Origin of the sequence: Brevundimonas sp. (genome assembly GCF_035627475.1) — a bacterium.
Classification (GTDB): domain Bacteria; phylum Pseudomonadota; class Alphaproteobacteria; order Caulobacterales; family Caulobacteraceae; genus Brevundimonas.
Genome location: NZ_DASPLR010000044.1, coordinates 26,230 through 32,490 on the forward strand (window position 1 = coordinate 26,230; position 6,261 = coordinate 32,490).

The following is a 6,261-nucleotide window of genomic DNA, read 5'->3' on the forward strand; positions in this document are numbered from 1 at the left end:
CCTCGGGAAAGGGCCAGGCCAGGGTTAGCCCATGACCGGCCCCCTGCCCGCCCCCGTCCCGTGTGTCGGCGTCGTCTGCCTGCGCGGCGACGAGGTGCTGCTGATCCGGCGCGGGCGGCCGCCGCGACTGGGCGAGTGGAGCCTGCCCGGCGGACGGATCGAGCCGGGCGAGCGAACGGTGGACGCCGCCCTGAGGGAGCTGCGCGAGGAGACCGGCGTCGAGGCGGAAATCACCAGCCTGCTTGACGTGATCGACGGAGTCTTCCCTGAGGCCGAGCGGCACTATGTCCTGATCGACTACGCCGCCCGCTGGCTTTCGGGCGAGCCGGTGGCTGGCGACGACGCGCTGGAGGCTCGCTTCGTGCCCCTGGACGAGGTCGCGGCGCTGGTCGGCTGGGACGAGACGCGGCGGGTGATCCGCATGGCCGTGGAGGCTGCGGCCGTCTGAAGCATTACAGCGAGTTCATGAACCGGGGTCCGGTTTCGCTGGCAGGCGGGGCCCCGGATGCTAACCTTGAAAGGAATAGGGAGGCTTTGATGGACTTTTCCACACTCTTCGTCGGTGCGCTGGTCGTCCTCGCGTTCATCCTGCTGTTCAGCGTGGTGAAGATCGTGCCGCAGGGCCGCGAGATGACCGTCGAGCGGTTCGGCAAATACACGCGGACCTTGTCGCCCGGCATCAGCCTGCTGACGCCGTTCGTCGAGCGCATCGGGCGCCGCATGAACATGATGGAGCAGGTCCTCGACGTGCCCCAGCAGGAGGTCATCACCAAGGACAACGCCATGGTGAAGGTCGACGCCATCGTCTTCATCCAGGTGATGGAGGCCTCGGCCGCCGCCTACCGGGTGGAGAACCTGCCCTACGCCATCACCCAGTTGTGCATGACCAACCTGCGCACCGTGGTCGGCTCGATGGAACTGGACGAGGTGCTGTTCCAGCGCGACTCGATCAACTCGCGCCTGCTGACCGTGATCGACGCGGCGACCGAGCCGTGGGGCGTCAAGGTCAACCGCATCGAGATCAAGGACCTGACCCCGCCGGCCGACATCACCAACGCCATGGCCCGCCAGATGAAGGCGGAGCGCGAGAAGCGCGCCGTCATCACCGAGGCCGAGGGCGAGAAACAGGCCGCCATCGCCCGCGCCGAGGGGGCCAAGCAATCGGCCATCCTGCAAGCCGAGGGCCGCAAGGAGGCCGCCTTCCGCGACGCCGAGGCCCGCGAGCGCGAGGCCGAGGCCGAGGCCAAGGCCACCGCCATGGTGTCCGAGGCCATCGCCCGCGGCGACGTCAACGCCATCAACTATTTCGTGGCCCAGAAATACGTCGAGGCCTTCGCCGAACTGGCCCGCAACCCGACGGCCAAGACCGTCATCGTGCCGGCCGAAATGTCCGGACTGGTCGGCACCATCGCCGGCCTGGGCGAACTGGTCGGTCTGGCGAAGGATCAGCAGCAGGTCCGCGCCGCGCCGGCCGCGGCGCCCCGTTCCACGCCCTCCGCTCCACGCGCGCCGCGCGGCGGCGGCTCCGTTCCGGGAACCTGACCCATGAACGCCCTGATCGATCTCCACGCCGCACAGCCGTACTGGGTCTGGCTGGCGCTCGGCGTGATCCTGCTGGCCGTGGAGGCCGCCTTCTCGACCGAGTGGCTGCTGTGGCCGGCGGTGGCGGCGGGCGTGGTGGCGGTGGTTACGGCGCTGGGCCTGCCGCTGGGCCTTGTGGGCGAGGTGCTGCTGTTCGCGGTCCTGACCGTGGCGGCGACCCTGCTGTCGCGAAAGCTGATCCAGCGGGTCAATCCCTCGGAGGTCCCGGACATCAACGCCCGCGACGCGCGGCTGATCGGCCAGCGCGCCCAGGTGGTGCAGGCCTTCGTCAACGGCCGCGGCCGGGTGTTCGTCTCGGGCGCCGAATGGGTCGCCGAGATCGAGGGCGACGCGCCACTGGCTGGCGAAAGCGTCATCGTCGAGGGGATGGACGGGCCCCGGCTGAAGGTGCGGGCGGTCTAGCCCTTCATCTCGTCGATCCCGCGATTCGCCAGGCGGTCGGCGCGTTCGTTCAGCTCATGCCCCGCGTGGCCCTTGACCCAGTGCCATTTGACCTCGTGCCGCGCGCGGGCGGCGTCGAGGCGTTTCCACAGGTCCTCGTTCTTGACCGGCTTTTTGTCGGCGGTCTTCCAGCCGCGCGCCTTCCAGCCCCGGATCCATTCGGTGATGCCGGTCATCACGTATTTGCTGTCGGTGTGGAGGTCGACGCGGCAGGGCCGGGTCAGGGCCTCGAGCGCCATGATGGCGGCCATCAGCTCCATGCGGTTGTTGGTGGTCAGCGCCTCCCCGCCCCACAGTTCCTTCTCGTGACCGCCGCCGGTCTGGAGCACGGCGCCCCAGCCTCCGGGGCCGGGATTGCCGCGACAGGCGCCGTCGGTGTGGATGATCACGTGACTCATGCGCGCGTCCCTAACAGGTTCGCTTGGCGTCGCGCCACCGAACGGCCTATATGCGGCGGAAGAGTTTGAGCGGGTCCCTGTGACCCGGAACAGGAGACATCTCGTGGGTTCTTTCAGCATCTGGCACTGGGCCATCGTCGCCATCATCGTGCTGCTGCTGTTCGGCGGCCGCGGCAAGCTGTCGGGCCTGATGGGCGACGCCGCCAAGGGCGTGCGGGCGTTCCGCGACGGCCTGAAGGACACCGACGGCGACAAGCCCAAGGACGAACGGGCCGGCGCCCTGCCCCGCACCGAGGCGGAAAAAGAAGACCTGAAGCAATAGTCGCATCGCGTCGGAGAGACTGACGGATGGGTGGACTTGGCCCCGGCATCGGCGGGCTCGAAATCCTTGTTATCGGCCTCGTGGCCCTGCTGGTCGTCGGGCCGAAGGACCTGCCCGTGCTGATGCGCAAGGTCGGCAAGGCCATGGCCAGGGCGCGGGCCATGGCCAACGAGTTCCGTTCGAGCTTCGACGAGATGGCGCGGCAATCGGAACTCGACGAGCTGCGCAAGGAGGTCGAGGCGCTGCGGACCGGCCAGGGCCTGGTCCCGCTGGGCGCGGAGGCCGACGCCGCCTTCCGCGACATCCGCAACGATCTCAACCGGCCCCTCTACGAGCCGGCGGGCCAGCCGGCGCTTGATGCGCCCGACGAATGGCCGGACAGCGCCCCCGTCATGCAGCCGCTCGAGACCGTCGCCGCGCCTGAGCCGAAGCCCGCGCCCAAGCCCACGACGAAGCCCGCGCCGAAGCCCGCGCCGAAGAAGGGCAAGGCGGCCACGCCCCGGACGGCCGGCAAGCCGCGGGCGGCGAAGAAGGCCACCGCCAGGGCCTCCGACGGCAAGCCCCGGCCGACTCGCGCGAAGAAGGTGGACCTGTGACCCGGCTGGACCGCGACGAGGCCGAGATCGAGGCGTCACGCGCGCCCCTGATGGATCACCTGATCGAACTGCGCGGGCGGCTGGTGGTCTGCGTGGTCGCCTTCGTGCTCGGCTTCATCCTGTGCTTCGCGTTTTCGGAGCCCCTCTACATCTTCCTGGTCAAGCCGTTCGCGGCCGCCGCAGCCTTCCACAGCACGGTCGGTCCCGGCGGTCATGTCTCGCCGCTGGATCTGATCCTCGGCACGGCGGGGCTGAAGGCGCTGCCGGTGGTCGACGGACAGATGGTCAATCTGATCTACACGGCGCCGCTCGAGATCCTCTTCACCAAGATGAAGCTGGCCGGCTTCGGGGCCATCGTCGTGGCCTTCCCGGTTCTGGCCTGGCAGCTGTACCGGTTCGTCGCGCCAGGCCTGTACCGCAACGAGAAGGGCGCCTTCCTGCCCTTCCTGATCGCGGCGCCCCTGCTGTTCCTGCTGGGTGCGGCGCTGGTCTATTTCGTCATGCTGCCGTTCGTGATGTGGTTTTCGCTGAGCCAGCAGATCACCGCCGGCGGCGTCTCGGCGGAGCTGTTGCCCAAGGTCTCGGACTACCTGGACCTGGTCACCGCCCTGCTGCTGGCCTTCGGCCTGTGCTTCCAGCTGCCCGTCGTCATGACGCTGCTCGGTCTGGCGGGGATCATCTCGTCGAAGGTGATGGCCGAGGGGCGGCGCTACGCCATCGTCGGCGTGGTCGTGGTGGCGGCCGTGGTGACTCCGCCGGACCCGATCAGCCAGCTGATGCTCGCCGTGCCGCTGGTGCTGCTTTACGAGGTCTCGATCTGGTGCGTGCGGCTGATCGAACTGCGCCGCGGCAAGGTCGAGGCCGCCGAAGCGGCCGCCTGATCGGAACCCCGCCGCAGCGTGGCCGTTTGAGCCGGGTTCCCATTCAGGAGTCCGCCCATGACCGCTCTCAATCGCCCTGCCGTCGTCGCTTCGATCGGCGCCTTGGCGCTGGCCGCCGCCGCCTGCACGCCAGCCGACAACGACGCGGACACGGCGAACGACGCCACGACCGAGGGTCGCGACACCACCACCATCATCGAGCGTGAGGTCCCGGCCGCCCCGGTCGTGGTCGAACGTGAGGTCCCCGTTCCGACGCCCCCGGTCGTGGTCGAGAAGCGCGACGGCGACAGCACCACCGTCCGCGCCGGCGAGAACGGGATCGAGGTCGAGACGACCAACCGCTAAGGGCGATCGCCCGGACAGCAAAGGCGCCGGACGGCTGGCCGTCCGGCGCCTTCTTTTCGTCAGCCCCGGCTGTCGATCAGCAGCTGTAGTACATGTCGAATTCGACGGGGTGCGGGTGCAGTTGCAGACGCATCACCTCTTCCATCTTCAGCTCGATGTAGCTGTCGATGAAGTCGTCATCCATGACGCCGCCCTTCTTGAGGAAGGCGCGATCCTTGTCGAGGCTGTCGAGCGCCTCCTTCAGCGAGCCGCAGACCTCGGGGATGTTGCCGCGCTCTTCCGGCGGCAGGTCGTAGAGGTTCTTGTCGGCCGGGGCGCCCGGATCGATGCGGTTCTCGATGCCGTCGAGGCCCGCCATCAGCAGGGCCACGAAGGTCAGGTAGGGGTTGCCCATCGGGTCCGGGAAGCGGGCTTCGATGCGCTTGGCCTTGGGCGAGTTGACCCAGGGGATGCGGATCGAGGCCGAGCGGTTGCGCGACGAATAGGCCAGTTTCACCGGCGCCTCGTAGCCCGGGACCAGCCGCTTGTAGGAGTTGGTCGTCGAGTTGGCGAAGGCGTTGATGGCCTTGGCGTGCTTGATGATGCCGCCGATGTACCATAGGCACAGGTCCGACAGGCCGGCGTATTTGTCGCCCGCGAACAGGGGCTTGCCGTCGCGCCAGATCGACTGGTGCACATGCATGCCCGAGCCGTTGTCGCCGAAGGTCGGCTTGGCCATGAAGGTGGCCGACTTGCCGTAGGCGGCGGCGACGTTGTGGATGACGTACTTATAGAGCTGGGTCCGGTCGGCCATGGTCAGCAGGTCGCTGAACTTGAGGCCGAGCTCGTGCTGGGCGGGGGCGACCTCGTGGTGGTGCTTCTCGGGCTGCATGCCGAGATCGCGCATGACGCCGAGCATCTCGCTGCGCAGGTCCTGGGCGCTGTCGGTCGGGTTGACCGGGAAATAGCCGCCCTTGGGCCCCGGGCGGTGGCCCATGTTGCCTTCGGAATATTCCGCGCCCGTGTTGGCCGGCAGCTCGATCGAATCGTAGGTGTAGCCGGTGTCGTGCGGCTGGGTGCTCCAGCGCACGTCGTCGAAGATGAAGAACTCGGCTTCGGGGCCGAAATAGACGGTGTCGCCCACGCCGGACGACTGGACATAGGCCAGGGCCTTCTTGGCCATCGAGCGGCTGTCGCGGTTGTAGGGCTCGCCGGTGTCCGGGTTCAGCACGTCGCAGAACAGGAACAGGGTCGTCTGCTGATAGAAGGGATCGATCCAGAAGCCGTTCAGGTCGGGCTTCAGAAGCATATCGGACTCGTTGATCGCCTTCCAGCCGGCGATCGAGGAGCCGTCGAACATCGTGCCTTCTTCGAAGAGGTCCTCGTCGATCATGGTCTGATCGAAGGTCACGTGCTGCAGCTTGCCGCGGATGTCGGTGAAGCGCAGGTCGACATACTTGATGTTCTCGTCCTTGATCTTCTTGAGGATGTCGCTTGCGGTCGTCATCTAGTTCCCCTGTATCGGTCCAAGTTTTGCTTTTAAGGGTTGTGGGTTGAGGGTTGTGGGTTAGAGCGCGTCGTCGCCGAATTCGCCGGTGCGGATGCGGATGGCCTGTTCGATGGTGTAGACGAAGATCTTGCCGTCGCCGATGCGGCCCGTCTGGGCTGCCGTGCGGATCGCCTCGATGGCCTTCTCG

At 67.6% G+C, this 6,261-nt stretch carries 10 protein-coding genes; 7 read left to right on the forward strand and 3 right to left on the reverse strand.

Annotation, left to right across the window (positions count from 1 at the left end):
* Positions 1 to 31: 31 nt before the first annotated feature.
* The 3 genes from VEA62_RS11495 (at position 32) to VEA62_RS11505 (ending at position 2,004) form a co-directional block, all read left to right on the forward strand.
* The gene (locus tag VEA62_RS11495) at positions 32 to 448 is read left to right on the forward strand and encodes an NUDIX hydrolase (RefSeq protein WP_324821745.1); all 417 of its coding nucleotides are present in this window, start codon (positions 32 to 34) and stop codon (positions 446 to 448) included.
* A gap of 89 nt (positions 449 to 537) precedes the next feature.
* Entirely contained in the window at positions 538 to 1,542 is a 1,005-nt protein-coding gene (locus tag VEA62_RS11500) for an SPFH domain-containing protein (protein WP_324821747.1), read from the forward strand.
* A 3-nt stretch (positions 1,543 to 1,545) separates the two neighbouring features.
* Positions 1,546 to 2,004, forward strand: coding sequence for an NfeD family protein (locus tag VEA62_RS11505; RefSeq protein WP_324821749.1), 459 nt, complete (start codon positions 1,546 to 1,548; stop codon positions 2,002 to 2,004).
* On the opposite strand, the gene rnhA is transcribed toward VEA62_RS11505, so the two are convergent.
* Positions 2,001 to 2,441: a ribonuclease HI gene (rnhA, locus tag VEA62_RS11510; protein WP_324821751.1), complete on the reverse strand. Its 441-nt coding sequence runs from the start codon at positions 2,439 to 2,441 to the stop codon at positions 2,001 to 2,003. The genes VEA62_RS11505 and rnhA overlap by 4 nt on opposite strands.
* Before the next feature lie 103 nt (positions 2,442 to 2,544).
* On the opposite strand from rnhA, the gene VEA62_RS11515 reads away from it, so the two are divergent.
* Genes VEA62_RS11515 through VEA62_RS11530 form a run of 4 tightly spaced genes read left to right on the forward strand, consistent with a single transcriptional unit; the run spans position 2,545 to position 4,585 of the window.
* A complete protein-coding gene (locus tag VEA62_RS11515) occupies positions 2,545 to 2,763 on the forward strand; it encodes a twin-arginine translocase TatA/TatE family subunit (RefSeq protein WP_324821752.1) in 219 nt (72 codons plus the stop codon).
* 26 nt (positions 2,764 to 2,789) lie between these two features.
* Complete coding sequence (gene tatB, locus VEA62_RS11520) at positions 2,790 to 3,359, forward strand: Sec-independent protein translocase protein TatB (RefSeq protein ID WP_324821754.1); 570 nt, start codon at positions 2,790 to 2,792, stop codon at positions 3,357 to 3,359.
* Entirely contained in the window at positions 3,356 to 4,240 is an 885-nt protein-coding gene (gene tatC, locus VEA62_RS11525; protein ID WP_324821756.1) for a twin-arginine translocase subunit TatC, read from the forward strand. Before tatB ends, tatC begins: the two co-directional genes overlap by 4 nt.
* A gap of 57 nt (positions 4,241 to 4,297) precedes the next feature.
* Positions 4,298 to 4,585 carry a hypothetical protein gene (locus VEA62_RS11530; protein ID WP_324821758.1) on the forward strand — a complete coding sequence of 96 codons (288 nt, stop codon included), beginning with the start codon at positions 4,298 to 4,300 and terminating at the stop codon, positions 4,583 to 4,585.
* A gap of 76 nt (positions 4,586 to 4,661) precedes the next feature.
* On the opposite strand, the gene glnA is transcribed toward VEA62_RS11530, so the two are convergent.
* Together glnA and VEA62_RS11540 are read right to left on the reverse strand one after the other, a co-directional pair.
* Positions 4,662 to 6,071: a type I glutamate--ammonia ligase gene (gene glnA / locus VEA62_RS11535; protein WP_324821761.1), complete on the reverse strand. Its 1,410-nt coding sequence runs from the start codon at positions 6,069 to 6,071 to the stop codon at positions 4,662 to 4,664.
* Positions 6,072 to 6,131: 60 nt separating this feature from the next.
* A partial coding sequence (locus VEA62_RS11540) for a P-II family nitrogen regulator (protein WP_324821763.1) occupies positions 6,132 to 6,261 on the reverse strand: 130 nt, incomplete at its 5' end.